The organism is Pantoea leporis (assembly GCF_028048155.1).
Lineage (GTDB): Bacteria > Pseudomonadota > Gammaproteobacteria > Enterobacterales > Enterobacteriaceae > Pantoea > Pantoea leporis.
Map to the genome: position 1 here is coordinate 140,022 of NZ_JALMEU010000005.1, position 13,640 is coordinate 153,661.

The window sequence follows — 13,640 nt, forward strand, 5'->3', positions numbered from 1 at the left end:
TACCTTCCCTGGGGCGGGTAAGCCCGTCCCACATTTCCGGGGCGGACTTGCCCGCCCTTTCGTCATTTGATATGGGTCAAATTTATGAAAGCGTTACATTTTGGAGCAGGTAACATCGGTCGCGGTTTTATCGGTAAGTTACTGGCAGATGCCGGCATCGAGCTGGTGTTTGCTGACGTCAATCAGGTGGTACTTGATGCCCTTAACGCCCGTCATGAGTATCCGGTTCATGTGGTTGGCGAACAGGCAAAAGTCGAAATCGTAACAGGCGTGAGCGCCGTTAACAGCACCAGCGATGACATCGTTACGCTGATTGCTGAGGTTGATATCGTGACCACGGCGGTTGGCCCGCAGATTCTGGAGCGCATCGCCGGTGGCGTCGCGAAAGGTCTGGCCAAACGCAGCGACAGCGGTAATGTGCGTCCACTCAACATCATCGCCTGTGAAAACATGGTGCGCGGTACCAGCCAGCTGAAACAGCACGTGCTAAAAGCGCTGCCAGAGCAGTATCACGCATGGGTTGAAACGCATGTTGGCTTCGTGGATTCCGCGGTAGACCGCATCGTGCCGCCGTCCGAAGCGGGCACCACCGATCCGCTGGAAGTGACAGTTGAAACCTTCAGCGAGTGGATTGTTGATAAAACCCAGTTCAAAGGGGAATTGCCGAACATTCCTGGCATGGAATTGACCGACAACCTGATGGCATTCGTTGAGCGCAAGCTGTTCACCCTTAACACCGGTCACGCCATCACCGCGTATCTCGGCCAGCTGGCTGGTCACGCTACCATTCGTGACGCGATTCTCGATGAGAACGTGCGTGCGGTAGTGCAAGGCGCGATGCAGGAGAGCGGCGCCGTGCTGATCAAGCGTTATGGTTTTGAAGCCGATAAACATGCTGCCTATATCCAGAAAATCCTCACCCGCTTCGAAAATCCGTACCTGAAAGATGACGTTGAGCGCGTCGGTCGTCAGCCACTGCGTAAACTCAGCGCGGGCGATCGCCTGATCAAGCCAACGCTGGGCACGCTGGAGTATCAGCTGCCGCACGATAATCTGGTTCAGGGCATTGCCGCCGCGATGCATTATCGCAGCGAAGCCGATCCGCAGGCGCAGGAACTGGTCGCGCTGCTGGCAGAAAAAGGCCCGCAAGCCACGCTGGCGGAAATTTCTGGCCTGGATGCCAACAGCGAAGTGGTCACCTCAGTGGTGAGCGCTTACAACGCTATGGCATAATGCGCGCCCTTTAGTGGTTAACTCGGGCGCGCTTGCGTGCCCGCTGGCGGTAGCTGAACGATGCAGGCAATGATGGAAGAGAAGCAGGCTTTTGAAAACCGGGTGCTTGAGCGCCTGAACGCCGGCCGTTCGGTGAGAAGCTTCCTGATCGCCGCCGTTGAGCTGCTGACCGAAGCGGTTAATCTGCTGGTGCTGCAAGTGTTTCGCAAGGACGATTACGCGGTTAAATACGCGGTAGAACCGCTGCTGCTGGGTGATGGTCCGCTGGGCGAACTCTCGGTTCGCCTCAAGCTGATTTACGGCCTGGGCGTGATCAATCGGCATGAGTACGAAGATTGTGAACTGCTGCTGGCGCTGCGTGAGGAGCTGAATCACGACATCAGCGATTATCGTTTTACCGATGATGAGATCCTCGGCCCGTTTGGCGAACTGCACTGCGTGGCCGCGTGGCCACCGCAGCCTGACTTCAACCGCGATGACGACCAACTGCGCTCCATGCAGCAACAGCGCTATCTGCAGATGGTGCGTTCAACCATGGTGCTGTCGCTCACCGAGCTGATTTCACGGATTTCGCATAAGCAGGTGTTTAAAAAGCCTGCGCTGTAGTTTTTGTATGAACAAGCACGATGAAGCGTGCCGCTGCGGATAAGTGCGCGTGAGGCATCTACGTGTTAAATCAGCACGCATTGTCGCGGCGCGATTTATCGCGCGAAGTCATGCGCTGCAAAGTTGCCTGAATTTGATGTATCCTTTGCCTGTTTTCCTTAACGAGTTTTCCCCCAATGAAAGAACAAGAAAAAGCCGAGATCAAACTTCTGAGCGATCAGCTCGATGCGCTCAACCGCAAAGAAGCCCCGCTGTTAGCCTCTGGCGATGCCGAAAAGCTCGGTGAACTGCTGCGTGAAAAAGAGAAGCTGGAGCTGGAAATTGAGCGCCTGCGCGGTGTGCGCACCGAGAAGCTGAGCAAAGAAGCGCAACAGCTGCAGAAGCTGGGCTTTAGCCGCGAAATCACCAAAAAAGAACAAGCCAACATGGGCGCATTCAAGAAAAGCGTGCGCGGCCTGGTGGTGGTACACCCAATGACCGCGCTCGGACGTGAGATGGGACTGAAAGTGATGACCGGCTACGCGAAGCAGCCGTTCTAATCTTGACTTACGCGGCGTGTGAAACGTCGCGTAGGATGCCCGCCGCCTGATGAACTTGTTCATTCAGACTGTCCAGCAAGGCATAACGACGGCGATACTCGGCGCGCTTCTTGCTGGCAATCTCTTCCAAATCTTTACGCTCCGCGCGTAACGGCAACGTAAATAGCTCATCGCCACGCGCCACGCCACCCAACGACAACCAAAACTCGCTGTAGCTGGCAAAGAACTTATCACCTTTACTGTGACGGTAGCGCAGGCTGCGAAACACGTGCGTGATATCGCCAACGGCGGTGATCGCCTCAACGCCACACTGTTCCGCCAGATTAAATACTACTTCCATCAGCAGGCGTTTTGGGAATACGCCGTGCGCCGCTTTGGTGGCATCGCGAATCACATCGTTAGAAATATGCTTACGCGGCCCCTGCAATCCACCAATTAATAACGTGCGCTTCTGCTGTTCGCGAATAATTGAGAAAGAGAGCGACGCAATTAACTGCGTTTCATAGCGCAATTCCAAAGTAATTTCACCTTCACGGTCAAAGCGGCCCGGACAGCAGTGAATCACATACGTCTCATCATTTTTGCCGCTCAGGCTGGCCAGTAAATTATCACCCGGACTCTGCAACAGCTGACGCAGCGCCGCATTATCTAACTGATCCATCAACGTATAGTGATCGATGATCGCCTGTGCGCGCTGCGCCACGCTGAATCCCGCACGCAGATAAGGACGATGTGGCTTCGCCGGCAGCAAACCCTGCATGGTCAACAGCTGTGGTAACGCAGATAATTGCGCCAATTGGTGCAGGTAATTAAAGGTAGTTACAGGAAACACCAGCGATCTTAAGGCAAATTTCGCGCGAAATCTTCCGCTATTCCATAATTTATTTGGCCTGAACTTTCCGCTTATTAACGGCAAAAATAGCGGTGCTGACGAATCATTATTCGTCACAGAAGTTGTGATAGTAGACATGATTATTTAGGCTTGGCGAGACAAATTATCGCCACTATATGCCCCAAATTATCAACGGCAGGTTAATAGCTTTCGCAGCGGAATAGTCGTGTGCGGGAATATTCAGGTCGTTTAGCAAGGGTTTATAAAGGCGAAAAAAAACCGGTGAAGAGATCACCGGTTTAATGCGTTGCGGCTATCGCCTGAACTTACTTCGCAGCAGCGAAACGCGCTGCAGCTTCGTCCCAGTTCACTACGTTCCAGAATGCTTTGATGTAATCAGGACGTTTGTTCTGATACTTCAGGTAGTAAGCGTGTTCCCACACGTCCAGACCGATGATCGGCGTGCCTGAAACGCCAGCAACGGCTTCACCCATCAGCGGGCTATCCTGGTTTGCGGTTGAAACCACAGCCAGTTTGTCGCCTTTTTTCACCAGCCACGCCCAGCCTGAACCGAAGCGAGTAGTCGCAGCTTTCTCAAACTCAGCCTGGAAAGCTTCAACGCTACCGAAATCTTTTTCGATGGCGGCTTTCAGGTCGCCCTGCAGCGAGGTGCCCAGCTTCAGACCTTTCCAGAAGAAGCTGTGGTTAGCGTGGCCGCCTGCGTTGTTACGCAGTGGACCTTTTTTGTCTGCTGGCAGCTGATCCAGTTTGGTGATCAGCTCTTCTACCGGCAGGTCAGCGAATTCGGTACCTTCCAGCGCAGCGTTAGCGTTGTTAACGTAGGTCTGGTGGTGTTTAGTGTGATGGATTTCCATCGTCTGCTTGTCGAAGTGCGGTTCCAGTGCGTCGTACGCATACGGCAGGGATGGCAGTGAATAACTCATGTTCTTCCTCTCCATTTTAGTGTTTTGCAGCACCACCTCACTGGGTGTGCCGCGTAAGCAGTCGGATCATTATAGTTAAAAACATGATCCGTAAAAGGGTTATCAATGCCTTAGAATTGATAAGGATTTGATGAATCTGGGAAAAGGTGCGCACGCACGGCTACACCTTGTGGCTGCTGGCGCGCAGTTTAAGCTGCACCGGCAGTTCATTGATGGCTAGCGGCTCATCACCTTTGAGCGCCGCCAGCAGACGTTTACCCGCCATGCGCCCCATCTCTTCATACGGCAGCACAATGCTGGTGAGCGGCGGCGAACATACGGCCGCCAGCGGACCGCCGCCGATGCTGGCAATCGCCAACTGGCTGGGAATCGCAATCCCCGCCGCATGGCACGCCATGATAGCGCCGCAGGCCACTTCGTCGCTGGTGCAAATCAGCACATCCAGCTCCGGCCAGGTCAGGCGAATTTCCGCCAGCAAACTGTGCCCGGCGGCAAAGGTCGGCATTTTCGGCGAGGTCACCACGCGATGCGGCGCCTGATTCATCGCCAGCATGCCGCTGTGCCAGCCATTCAGCAGCTGGCGGAAGATGGTGTTATTACTCTGCGTGCACAGCAAACCGAGATTGCGATAGCCGCGCTCGACCAGACTTTGCACCAACTGGCGAATCGCTTTGGCGTAATCGACACCAATGCTGATCCCCGCCGAATCCTGATGCACGCCGCCAATATCCATGACCGGCAGCCCGGAATTGCTCAGCAGACGATGCGCTTCGGCGGCGTTATCGAAATTGAAATGCACCATCGCCGCCGGATTATAGGAGAGCAACATTTCGATCAGCTCGCTCTCTTCTGCCGCCGAATGGTTGGCTTCAGCCAGCATCATGTTATAGCCCTGCGGCCGCAGCACTTCCTGTAGCGCTTCGGACACAATTGCACTGCCCGGCGTGGCAAACGATGGCACCACCATGGTGATCAGGCGTGATGTGGCCGATGCCAGATTGCTCGCCTGCACATTCGGCACATAGGAGAGCTCAATCACCGCCGCATCGATTTTGGCGCGAATTTCAGGCGACACTTTCTCCGGCATGCGTAGCGCGCGCGACGCTGTCATGGTGCTTACGCCCACCAAACGGGCAACATCGGCTAAAGTGCTTTTACCGGTACCGCGCCGTTTTTTTTCTGTCATGCGATCTCCTGCATTACTCGCTACTTTTTTGCCAGGACGCAGCTTAAAACCAAATCTGTTAACGCGCCATGTGAAAAACCACAGTTTCGGGCATGCCTCACCCCGCGATCTTTTCAGAATGATTGAGCATGTCAGGTGCTTGCAACCAAGACAAACGCACAGCAAGGAAATGTTAGCGATAACACGTTTTTTAACAATAACGGTGTTAGCGCTAACTTTTGCGACAATCATCACAGAAAACCGCTGAGAAAATAACCTACATTGCACTCCATCGACGAATAAACAGGAATGACTGATGCTCACTCAATGGCTAACGCCGCAACATATTCGGGTAGTCGAGCAGGTTAGCGACTGGCAGGAAGCAGTGCGATTATCTGCCGAACCGCTGCTGGCCGCTGGGGCGATCAGCCCGGCTTATCTCGATGCTATCTTCACTTCGCATGCCGAACTCGGCCCTTACTACGTGCTGGCGCCGGGCCTGGCGATGCCGCACGCCCGCCCGGAACAAGGCGCGCGCAAAAACGGCCTGTCGTTGCTGCATGTGAAAAATGGCGTGAATTTTCAGGCCGATGAAAACGATCCGGTTTATGTGGTCATCATGCTGTGCGCGGTATCTGGTGACGATCACATTCAGATGATCACCGCCTTAGCGGACGTGTTCAGCGACGAATCCCGCCTGCAGCAGTTGCTGTCGGCTTCTACCCTGTCAGCGATTAAAGCTGTCATTGAAAATAAATAACCAGAGAACCCTATGATGAAAAAAGTCCTGATTGTGTGTGGAAATGGTTTAGGTAGCAGCTTTATTGTTGAAATGAACGTGAAGAAGATTGTGGCGGAATTAGGCAAAGAGGCGGAAGTGGGCCACACCGATTTAACCTCTGCGAAATCTGAACAGGCTGATTTAATCATTGCCGCAAAAGATATTGCCGACCAATTAGCCGGGCACAGCGCGAAAGTCGTTGGTCTGACAAACCTGCTGGATAATGCAAAGATTAAAGAAATTTTGGCTGAAAATATCTAACAACAGTTTATCCCGAAAAACTTTACTCACTATGGAGTAAGTTATGCTGCAGTTTATAATTAAGGATGTTCTTGGAACACCCGCTATACTTGTCGGCCTTTTTTCCCTGTTTGGTTTATTACTGCAAAAGAAACCGGTTTCTGATGTTATTTCCGGTACGCTTAAAACTATCATGGGTTTTGTTATTCTCATCGCCGGGGCCAATTTAATTGCGGCCACGCTGACCATCTTCAGTCAGCTGTTTGAGCACTCTTTTAATATTCAGGGCGTAGTGCCAAATACGGATGCAATGGCCGCGCTGGCGCAGAAAAGTTACGGCACCGAAACCGCCATGATTATGGTGTTTGGTATGCTGGTGAACATCTTGCTGGCGCGCATTACCCCGTTGAAATACATCTTCCTGACCGGTCACCACACGCTGTATATGTCGGCGATGCTGGCGGTAATTCTGTCGGTAGGCGGCATTCACGGCTTCTGGCTGGTGCTGATTGGTTCGCTGATTCTCGGCACCATGATGGTGGTTTGCCCGGCGATTCTGCAGCCGTTCACCCGCAAAATCACCAACTCGGACGATCTGGCGCTCGGCCACTTTGGCTCAACCGGCTATCTGCTCTCCGCGTTAGTGGGCAAAATGGTCGGTAAAGGCAGCCCGTCGATTGAAGAGCTTAAGGTGCCGAAAACCCTCAACTTCCTGCGCGACTCATCGGTAGCGATTTCGCTGACCATGATGATTCTGTTTATCGCGCTGGTTCTGGTTGCCGGTAAAGAATTCACTGAAAGCATCAGTGGCGGCCAAAACTACATTGTGTTCGCCATCATTCAGTCGATCACCTTTGCTGCGGGCGTCTACATCATCCTCGCCGGTGTGCGCATGGTGATTGCCGAAATCGTGCCGGCCTTTAAAGGTATCGCCGATAAGCTGGTACCCAACGCCAAACCGGCGCTGGATTGCCCAACCGTGTTCCCGTTCGCGCCGAATGCGGTGATCATCGGCTTCCTGTCGAGCTTCTCCGCCGGCTTGATCAGCATGTTCCTGTGTCCGCTGTTTGGTCTGAGCGTTATTGTTCCGGGTCTGGTACCGCATTTCTTCTGCGGTGCGACCGCCGGCGTCTACGGCAATATCACTGGCGGACGTCGCGGCGCAGTGATCGGCGCCTTTGTGCAAGGCTTGCTGATCTCCTTCCTGCCAGCGATTCTGCTGCCGCTGATGGGCGACCTCGGCTTCGCTTCCACCACCTTCGGTGATGCCGACTTCGGCATTGTTGGTATTGTGCTCGGCCACATTATTTCGTTCTTCCATTGATGTCATCAACAGCGCCTGCGGGCGCTGTTGTTGTAATGAGGAAATAAGTTATGCAAGCCAAATTCTCCCCCTCCTTAATGTGCATGGATCTCACGCGTTTTCGCGAGCAGATTGAAGCGATGAATAGCACCGCTGCCTTTTATCATGTCGATATTATGGATGGCAGCTATGTGAAGAATATTACGCTGTCGCCGTTCTTTATTGAGAACCTGCGTAAAATTACTGATGTACCAATTGATGTGCATTTAATGGTAAATCATCCGGAAGATATTATCCCAATGTGCATTGAGGCCGGCGCAGATATTATTAGCTTCCACCCGGAAACCGCTAATAACAAAATTTTCCGCCTGCTGACGCAAATTAAAGACGCAGGCCGTCGCTGCGGCGTGGTGTTAAATCCGGCCACACCAGCAGAAAGTATTCGTGAATATGCGCACCTGCTGGATAAAGTCACGGTGATGTCAGTGGATCCGGGTTTCGCCGGGCAAACATTTATCCCGCAAACGCTGAATAAGATTCGCCAGTTGATCGCCATGCGCGAAGAGCACGGTTATCACTATCTGACCGAAATTGATGGTTCATGCAACGCACGCACCTTCCGGCAGATTGCTGCTTCAGGCGTGGATGTGTTTATTGTGGGCACGTCAGGTTTGTTTAATCTGGATGACGATGTCGCGCAGGCGTGGCAGAAGATGGAGAGCATTTTCGCCGAGGAAACCGCAGCTGCGTAAACCTGCACATATCGTAGCGGCGCAATTTATTGCGCGATAAATCGCGCCGCGACAAAATGTGCACAATCAATGATCTGTTAACGCCCCAGCTCACTCAGCGATTTATCCAGCGCGCCCACCAGCCAATCGATATCCGCTTCCTGGAACGCCAACGGCGGACGCAACTTCAGCACGTTGCCGTAAGGTCCCGCCACTGACGTCAACACGCGGTGTTCGCGCAGTTTCTCGATCAAATCCAGCGCCAGCGCTTTATCCGGCGTTTTACTGGCGCGATCCTGCACCAGTTCGAAACCAATAAACAGGCCCGCACCGCGCACGTCGCCGATCGACTCGTGACGATCCATTAGTTTCTGCAGTTCACTCAACAGCCTGGCGCCCACCACGCGGCTGTGCTCCTGCAAGCCCTCTTCTTTAATTACCGTCAGCACCGCTTGCGCGGCGGCCATCGCCACCGGATTACCGCCAAAGGTGTTGAAGTAAGGAATCTCGTCACTAAATGCCGCTAGCACATCGCTTTTCGCCAGCAAACCTGAAACCGGAATGCCGTTGCCCATTGGCTTGCCGGTGGTGATCACATCAGGCACCACGCCGTGACGCGCAAAGCCCCAGAACGCATCGCCGGTACGACCAAAGCCCGGCTGCACTTCATCGGCAATGAAAATCCCGCCGTTGGCATGCACCACATCGACCGCTTTTTGCAGAAAGCCGCGCGGGTTCGGCAATACGCCATCGGATGAGAAGATCGAGTCAGCGAGGAAGCCGGCAAACTTAATGCCGTGCGCTTTCATATCGTCAATCTGCTGCTGGATTTCATTGGCAAACCACTCGCCGAGATCGGGCGCATTCACGCGATAGGCATCCGGCGGTGAAACCAGACGCGTGGTTGCCGCCAACGGCTGTCCGCTGCCGAGGGCGGGCGACACACCTGACGTGAGATCGCTGGTGCCGTGATACGCCTCCTGCGACACGATAATGCCGGTGCCGCCGCTGAAAGCCCGCGCCACGCGGATCGCCAAATCGTTGGCTTCCGAACCGGTACACATGTACATGGCGCGATCGATGGCATCTGGCGTGGTCGCCAGCAGCTCTTCGGTGTAATCGAGAATGCGTTCGTGCAGATAGCGCGTGTGAGTGTTCAGCATCTTCATCTGCTGATTCACCGCCTCAATCACCGCCGGATGGCAGTGACCAATGCTCGCCACGTTGTTGTACACATCAAGATATTTATCACCGGCGGCATCCCACACATACTGCCCTTCGCCGCGCACTAAGTGCACCGGCTTGCGGTAAAACAGGCGATACGACTCGCCCAACACTTTGCTGCGCTTGTCGGTTAGCTTGCGGGTTGCCGCATCCAGTCCGTCGGCGTGCTCAGCACGAAAACTGTTGGTATCCATGATGGTAGAACGTGTAGCCATGGTAACTCCCGTTGCGAAGGTGAAAGGGGTGCATGCGAAATCGCCGTTTGCCAATATCATGCCTGCTTTGGCGACAAATGCAACCAAATACACAAATACAACCAAATACACATGACGGCGCAATGACACTCAGGTAAGCTTAGGCCCAGGTTGAACACGCCACAGGGAAAAGTCATGCTGCAGGAAACCCGCTTACACCGCATTCGCGCGCTGCTGACCACGCAACATCAGCTCAGCACCGAACGCATCATCAATGAGCTTGGCATCTCGCGCGAAACCGCGCGGCGCGACATTATTGAGCTGGAAGCGCAGGGATTGGCGCGGCGGGTGCATGGCGGTTTGGTCGCCGTCGATAGTCAGCCAGAGCCGCCGCTGCAGGTGCGCCGTAACGCGCAGGCGAAAGAGAAACGCGCAATTGCGGTTGCTGCCGCGCAACATCTCCAGCCCGGCCAAACGCTGTTCCTTGATGCCGGCACCACCACCACCATGCTGGCCGAACAACTGCGCACCATGTCGGGTTTAACCATCATCACTAACAGCCTGCAGGCCGCGCTGGCGCTGAGCGCAGCGGAAGAGCATGAGACGCTGAATAATCAGGTGATTTTAATTGGCGGCATGATGATGGCAGGCGCGCAGCAAACGCGCGGGGAGATGACGATTGGGGAAATTTATCGTTATCGCGCCGATGTCGCGTTGCTTTCGCCGGTCGGCATCGATGCGAAAAACGGTGCCAGCAGTTTTCATCCCCACGAAGCGGCGATTGCCCGCGCCATGGTACAGCAGGCAAACCGCACCATTTTACTGGCGGATCACAGCAAACTCGGCGTGATGAGCCGCACCGTTTATGCAGCGATTGCGGAAATCGATCTGCTGATCTGCGACAGCGGCGCGGCAAAACCCGGCGCGCTGACGGCGCTGCAACAAGCGCTGCCGCAGGTGCAGGTGGTTTAACCGATGAGAAAATAGCGGTAAGCAAACTCATGTAACGATGTTTCATCGCCCATTGCATGCCAGACGCGAAACTGGCGTAAACGTTCTTTTTTGCGCACCGGTAAATTAAGTCCATAAATTTCAAGCGTAACTGCGGCGGCCTTTTGGAACTCAGCTGAACATTCCGGTGCTACCTCAATTTCACCATTGTCATAATTACAGATGAAGTAATCTTCAAATTGATAATCAGGACGATCAGGTTTAATTAAAACTTCATCAAATTTTTCACGTTTTTGGCTCTGACACATATCGCAGCATGGAAACAAATTTTCCCAATGAAATGCCAAAGCCGGATACTGGCTTTTCGGTCTGAAATGCTCCAGTGTTTCCCGGCTTTCACTACCAATGAAACCATCACAAAATGCACAATGGTGATGCGTCATTACTAATAACTCTCGACGCACTGCTTGATAACAAGTGATAGAAAACCAGCGGAATGTTGCTGCCGGATTCCCCTCACGCGCTGAAATATAGCGGTCGGTCCACTCAGGATAATGCATTTTAAGACATGGCGGCCATGGTCCTCGATATGATTTGAACATTCCCTGTTCTCCTTATTTTTTTGGACGGCGTGCTATTTGTCGTAACTCCATCTCAATAATGGTTTCTAATTCTTCACCGCGCTCACGTATAGTTTGCGCCAAATCCATTAATTCACTGTCATCAGTAGGATTCTGCAAATAGCGATTACGAACCTTTTTGAATGATTTCAAGAGTTGTTCAGTTTCGACATCGAAACGTTCGTCGACATCAAAAATCTCTTCAAGAATAAGTTGAATACTTTTTCCTGCTCCGGATTCAGTAGGTACGATCTGATCCTGCATAGAAGCATCCCGCATCACATTGCGCTGTGGATCAGGCAGACGATAAACCCACGCATCCTCTACCGAACCAACGACAAAAGGCGAATGCGTTGATACAAAAACCTGGGAGTTGGGTAACAACTTTTGGATTGCGGGTAAAATGCGACGTTGCCATTTAGGGTGTAAATGAATATCTATTTCGTCGAGAAATAGTATTAGAGGCTGAGAGAATATGTCTTTTTTTTCTTCGAATTTAAGATATTCTAATCTTATAGCCAAATCACATACCCAACCAATAATTGATTTTAGTCCCTCAGGCAAAGAATCAAAAGCCATACATTTATCATCAATATTGAAAACAATCGACAATGGACTTCTACTTAGCTTAAAATCAATTTTAATGCCACTCAAGTTAAATATAAAAGCCTTTATCTTCCCAAGAGACTCTTGATATTTATTTGCCTCTTCATCTTCTTGTTCTATTTTAGCCAATGCATATTTAGTTAAGTTATTAGCAATCCATTGAGCAATAACATCCGAACGGATTGTTTTGTAAAATGATAAAGCATTTTCAAAAGGAGAATATTCAATTTCCTTAATTGAATCAAAAACGAATTCATCTTGATGGCTGGTATTTCCAGAGTAAGCAAATGCAGCAAATTGGAAATCTGTATCATTGAGCATTCTTTCTATATCAAAATAGTATGCATAGTTTTTTATTAAATCTCTAAAATTTTTGTCTCCATAATAATGTGTTTTCCCAACAGGATTAATTAAATAGTCTTGATCAATAAACAAACTTGTATCAATTTTGTTCACACAATAAAACCCATGACCGTTTCCAAATTTAAAATCTACTAAGCTGTAACCATTTAAAAACCTTTTAGATATGGGATGTTTATTGTTAAAGGGATCAAATATCGCAGCTAATGCATATAAAACCGTACTTTTCCCACAGCCATTCGGCCCGGTAAAAATGTGGATCTCGGCTTTTTCTCCGTCACGCAGTTCACTTTGAATCGGCGGAAAATCAAAATGCGTGTGCTCAAACACTCCGATGTCTTTGAGTGTGACACTTTCAATGCGATAAGGCTGGCGCATGATTACTTCCTTGTGCTGAAGGAAAAAATTAAAACAAACGCCGCGAGTGGCTGTAAACCGTGGCGCGTCCCGGCTTACTAAACCCGATTAGAGTTAAATTGCAACGTTCGGCTACCTCAACTGCGAGCTGTGTCGCAGCCGACACCGCGAACAGAATCTCCACGCCGCACATGGCGGATTTCTGCACCATCTCATAGCTGGCGCGACTGGAAACCAGCACCGCGCCCTGTTGCCACGGCTGCTGGCTGCGATTCCCCAGCAGTTTATCCAGCGCCACATGGCGACCGACATCTTCATACCCGCCCTGCAATTCGCCTTGCGGTGACATCCACGCCGCCGCGTGCGTGCAGCCGGTGAGGTTGCCGATCGGCTGGTAGTCGCGCAGCTGCGCCAGGCCTTTATCCAGATTGGCTAAATCAAAGGTTTGGCTGAACGGCAGCGGCTGTAATGGCTTACCGATTTGATCAAGTTGCTCCACGCCACACACGCCGCAGCCGGTACGGCCAGCCATGGCGCGGCGCTGCTCTTTCAGCGCCATAAAGCGGCGGCTGGAGAGTTCAATCTGTACTTCAATGCCATTACAGCCCGGAACCACATCGATACCGTAGATTTCATCCGGGCGCGCAATAATGCCTTCCGAGAGCGAGAAACCTATCGCAAAAGCTTCCAAATCATTGGGTGTCGCCATCATCACAACGTGCGAAATGCCGTTATAGACCAGCGCCACCGGCACTTCCTGCGCCAGCCAGTCTGTTTCCGCAAGGCTGATATCACGCCGCTGATGCACCTGCGCCTGCACCGCACCTGAGATCTTATTCACATTAATGTGACTTTCCTGCTCATTCTCTGTCACTTTTTTCGCCTCACATAACAACCTTACTAAAGTAGTGGTAATATTAGGTCGCTATTGCCGCAATATTCGTCGGGTTATTG

General features: G+C 52.0%; 15 protein-coding genes. 8 read left to right on the top strand and 7 right to left on the bottom strand.

Features of this window, described 5'->3' with window-relative positions:
• The first annotated feature begins 84 nt into the window (after positions 1-84).
• The 3 genes from mtlD (at position 85) to MWH02_RS15055 (ending at position 2,378) form a co-directional block, all read left to right on the top strand.
• Positions 85-1,233, top strand: a complete 1,149-nt coding sequence (gene mtlD / locus MWH02_RS15045) for a mannitol-1-phosphate 5-dehydrogenase (protein ID WP_101763824.1) — start codon at positions 85-87, stop codon at positions 1,231-1,233.
• Positions 1,234-1,293: 60 nt separating this feature from the next.
• Positions 1,294-1,839 (top strand): mannitol operon repressor MtlR, encoded by a 546-nt coding sequence (gene mtlR, locus MWH02_RS15050; RefSeq protein ID WP_192236852.1) that lies wholly within the window; start codon positions 1,294-1,296, stop codon positions 1,837-1,839.
• Positions 1,840-2,015: 176 nt separating this feature from the next.
• Positions 2,016-2,378, top strand: a complete 363-nt coding sequence (locus MWH02_RS15055) for a YibL family ribosome-associated protein (protein WP_007893377.1) — start codon at positions 2,016-2,018, stop codon at positions 2,376-2,378.
• Between the two features lie 7 nt (positions 2,379-2,385).
• Here the strand turns inward: MWH02_RS15055 and MWH02_RS15060 are convergent, their stop codons facing one another.
• The 3 genes from MWH02_RS15060 to MWH02_RS15070 form a co-directional block, all read right to left on the bottom strand.
• Complete coding sequence (locus MWH02_RS15060) at positions 2,386-3,348, bottom strand: VirK/YbjX family protein (protein ID WP_271460930.1); 963 nt, start codon at positions 3,346-3,348, stop codon at positions 2,386-2,388.
• 188 nt (positions 3,349-3,536) lie between these two features.
• Positions 3,537-4,154, bottom strand: a complete 618-nt coding sequence (sodA, locus tag MWH02_RS15065) for a superoxide dismutase [Mn] (protein ID WP_101763826.1) — start codon at positions 4,152-4,154, stop codon at positions 3,537-3,539.
• A gap of 160 nt (positions 4,155-4,314) precedes the next feature.
• Complete coding sequence (locus MWH02_RS15070) at positions 4,315-5,340, bottom strand: LacI family DNA-binding transcriptional regulator (protein ID WP_271460931.1); 1,026 nt, start codon at positions 5,338-5,340, stop codon at positions 4,315-4,317.
• Positions 5,341-5,635: 295 nt separating this feature from the next.
• On the opposite strand from MWH02_RS15070, the gene MWH02_RS15075 reads away from it, so the two are divergent.
• From MWH02_RS15075 to alsE, 4 genes are read left to right on the top strand one after another with little or no spacing between them, the layout of a single operon-like run.
• Positions 5,636-6,079 carry a PTS sugar transporter subunit IIA gene (locus MWH02_RS15075; protein WP_101763828.1) on the top strand — a complete coding sequence of 148 codons (444 nt, stop codon included), beginning with the start codon at positions 5,636-5,638 and terminating at the stop codon, positions 6,077-6,079.
• A 15-nt stretch (positions 6,080-6,094) separates the two neighbouring features.
• A complete protein-coding gene (locus MWH02_RS15080; RefSeq protein WP_101763934.1) occupies positions 6,095-6,361 on the top strand; it encodes a PTS sugar transporter subunit IIB in 267 nt (88 codons plus the stop codon).
• A gap of 43 nt (positions 6,362-6,404) precedes the next feature.
• The gene (ulaA, locus tag MWH02_RS15085; protein WP_110867875.1) at positions 6,405-7,664 is read left to right on the top strand and encodes a PTS ascorbate transporter subunit IIC; all 1,260 of its coding nucleotides are present in this window, start codon (positions 6,405-6,407) and stop codon (positions 7,662-7,664) included.
• A 50-nt stretch (positions 7,665-7,714) separates the two neighbouring features.
• Positions 7,715-8,395, top strand: a complete 681-nt coding sequence (gene alsE / locus MWH02_RS15090) for a D-allulose 6-phosphate 3-epimerase (RefSeq protein WP_271460932.1) — start codon at positions 7,715-7,717, stop codon at positions 8,393-8,395.
• A 77-nt stretch (positions 8,396-8,472) separates the two neighbouring features.
• Here alsE and MWH02_RS15095 read toward each other — a convergent pair whose 3' ends face one another.
• The gene (locus MWH02_RS15095; RefSeq protein WP_110867874.1) at positions 8,473-9,813 is read right to left on the bottom strand and encodes an aspartate aminotransferase family protein; all 1,341 of its coding nucleotides are present in this window, start codon (positions 9,811-9,813) and stop codon (positions 8,473-8,475) included.
• 174 nt (positions 9,814-9,987) lie between these two features.
• On the opposite strand from MWH02_RS15095, the gene MWH02_RS15100 reads away from it, so the two are divergent.
• Positions 9,988-10,764, top strand: a complete 777-nt coding sequence (locus MWH02_RS15100; RefSeq protein ID WP_222234988.1) for a DeoR/GlpR family DNA-binding transcription regulator — start codon at positions 9,988-9,990, stop codon at positions 10,762-10,764.
• Here MWH02_RS15100 and MWH02_RS15105 read toward each other — a convergent pair.
• From MWH02_RS15105 to fdhD, 3 genes are read right to left on the bottom strand one after another with little or no spacing between them, the layout of a single operon-like run.
• Positions 10,761-11,345 carry a retron system putative HNH endonuclease gene (locus tag MWH02_RS15105; RefSeq protein ID WP_271460933.1) on the bottom strand — a complete coding sequence of 195 codons (585 nt, stop codon included), beginning with the start codon at positions 11,343-11,345 and terminating at the stop codon, positions 10,761-10,763. The two genes, MWH02_RS15100 and MWH02_RS15105, sit on opposite strands and share 4 nt — an antisense overlap.
• Positions 11,346-11,357: 12 nt before the next feature.
• Positions 11,358-12,707 (bottom strand): AAA family ATPase, encoded by a 1,350-nt coding sequence (locus MWH02_RS15110; protein WP_271460934.1) that lies wholly within the window; start codon positions 12,705-12,707, stop codon positions 11,358-11,360.
• 28 nt (positions 12,708-12,735) lie between these two features.
• Entirely contained in the window at positions 12,736-13,527 is a 792-nt protein-coding gene (gene fdhD / locus MWH02_RS15115) for a formate dehydrogenase accessory sulfurtransferase FdhD (protein ID WP_271460935.1), read from the bottom strand.
• Between the last annotated feature and the right edge of the window lie 113 nt (positions 13,528-13,640).

Bases quoted from the DNA above. Each gene is read 5' to 3' on its own strand.
- MWH02_RS15060 (WP_271460930.1), bottom strand. From the start codon at position 3,348: ATGTCTACTATCACAACTTCTGTGACGAATAATGATTCGTCAGCACCG.
- MWH02_RS15110 (WP_271460934.1), bottom strand. From the start codon at position 12,707: ATGCGCCAGCCTTATCGCATTGAAAGTGTCACACTCAAAGACATCGGA.
- MWH02_RS15095 (WP_110867874.1), bottom strand. From the start codon at position 9,813: ATGGCTACACGTTCTACCATCATGGATACCAACAGTTTTCGTGCTGAG.
- ulaA (WP_110867875.1), top strand. From the start codon at position 6,405: ATGCTGCAGTTTATAATTAAGGATGTTCTTGGAACACCCGCTATACTT.
- sodA (WP_101763826.1), bottom strand. From the start codon at position 4,154: ATGAGTTATTCACTGCCATCCCTGCCGTATGCGTACGACGCACTGGAA.
- MWH02_RS15075 (WP_101763828.1), top strand. From the start codon at position 5,636: ATGCTCACTCAATGGCTAACGCCGCAACATATTCGGGTAGTCGAGCAG.
- mtlD (WP_101763824.1), top strand. From the start codon at position 85: ATGAAAGCGTTACATTTTGGAGCAGGTAACATCGGTCGCGGTTTTATC.
- MWH02_RS15055 (WP_007893377.1), top strand. From the start codon at position 2,016: ATGAAAGAACAAGAAAAAGCCGAGATCAAACTTCTGAGCGATCAGCTC.
- mtlR (WP_192236852.1), top strand. From the start codon at position 1,294: ATGCAGGCAATGATGGAAGAGAAGCAGGCTTTTGAAAACCGGGTGCTT.
- alsE (WP_271460932.1), top strand. From the start codon at position 7,715: ATGCAAGCCAAATTCTCCCCCTCCTTAATGTGCATGGATCTCACGCGT.
- MWH02_RS15100 (WP_222234988.1), top strand. From the start codon at position 9,988: ATGCTGCAGGAAACCCGCTTACACCGCATTCGCGCGCTGCTGACCACG.
- MWH02_RS15105 (WP_271460933.1), bottom strand. From the start codon at position 11,345: ATGTTCAAATCATATCGAGGACCATGGCCGCCATGTCTTAAAATGCAT.
- MWH02_RS15070 (WP_271460931.1), bottom strand. From the start codon at position 5,340: ATGACAGAAAAAAAACGGCGCGGTACCGGTAAAAGCACTTTAGCCGAT.
- MWH02_RS15080 (WP_101763934.1), top strand. From the start codon at position 6,095: ATGAAAAAAGTCCTGATTGTGTGTGGAAATGGTTTAGGTAGCAGCTTT.